Annotated in this window: 1 protein-coding gene; it reads right to left on the reverse strand. The window is 58.3% G+C overall.

The window, feature by feature from the left end:
- Positions 1–40 precede the first annotated feature (40 nt).
- Positions 41–1,128, reverse strand: a protein-coding gene (locus tag HHL14_RS32755; protein ID WP_169501742.1) for an IS3 family transposase whose coding sequence is annotated in 2 segments (ribosomal slippage) — positions 41–876 and positions 876–1,128 — 1,089 coding nt in all. Because the reading frame shifts where the segments join, the coding sequence is not laid out codon by codon here.
- Positions 1,129–1,200 lie beyond the last annotated feature (72 nt).

A 1,200-nucleotide genomic window follows, 5' to 3' on the forward strand; every position in this document is an offset into this window, starting at 1 on the left:
CGGTAGCCCCCCCGCTTTTAACGGAGTTCAGAAGTAGAGGTCATGCCGCGATGGGCAACTTCTGTTTCGGCGGTACGCCGCCAATGGCCGTGTTTGGCCGCTCGTGATTGTATGACCACAGCCACTTCGTCGCATACTCCTGAACATCGGCCACTGTCTCGAAGAGATAATGGGCGAGCCAGTCGTATCGAACCGTTTTGTTGTAACGCTCAATGTACGCGTTCTGTTGCGGCTTGCCGGGCTGGATAAACTGCAGAACGACGCCGCGTCGAACGGCCCAGTCCCTGAGCGCATCACTGACATATTCCGGCCCGTTGTCGCAACGGATCTTCGACGGCTTGCCGCGCCACTCGATTACCTGATCCAGGGAGCGGATAACGCGTAGCGCCGGCAACGAGAAGTCCACCTCGATGCACAGGCCTTCCCGGTTGAAGTCGTCGATCACGTTGAACAGCCGGATGCTACGGCCATCCGCGAGCTGATCGTGCATGAAATCCATTGACCAGCACTCGTTCAGTGCCTGCGGCACAGCCAGCGGTTCAGGCTGCTCACGCACCAGCCGTTTGCGTGGCTTGATCCGCAGATTCAGCTCGAGTTCGCGATAGATGCGATAAACACGTTTGTGATTCCAGGCGAAGCCCTTGACGTTGCGCAGGTACAGGAAGCACAGGCCAAAGCCCCAGTTGCGCTGGTTGTGCGTGAGTTTCACCAGCCACCCGGCAATCACGCTGTTTTCCGCGCAACGCTTTGCCTGGTAGCGGTAGCAGGTCTCGCTTACGCCAAACGCCTCACAGGCCGCCCGTACGCTCATCGCGCGATCCTTCACTGCGCGCAGGGCCATCTCGCGGCGACGAGATGGCCTCACCACTTTTTTTCAAGTGCCTCGCGCACCACCTCGGCCTTGAGTCGCTCTTCGGCGTACATCTTCTTGAGCCTGGCGTTTTCCGTCTCAAGCTCCTTCATCCGGCTCATCAGCGCCGCGTCCATGCCGCCGTATTTCGAGCGCCATTTGTAGAAGCTCGCGCTGCTCATGCCGTGCTCGCGGCACAACTCCGCAACGGGTGCTCCGGCTTCGGCCTGCTTCAAGATCCCGATGATCTGGCTTTCCGTGAATCTGGACGTTTTCATGCAAAATTTCCTGTCGATCCTGCTGCTAGAAAATTCTACCTTGAATACCCGTTAATTCTCGGGGGGACTACC

The sequence above is a fragment of the Paraburkholderia antibiotica genome (assembly GCF_012927125.1).
Taxonomy (GTDB): Bacteria; Pseudomonadota; Gammaproteobacteria; order Burkholderiales; family Burkholderiaceae; genus Paraburkholderia; species Paraburkholderia antibiotica.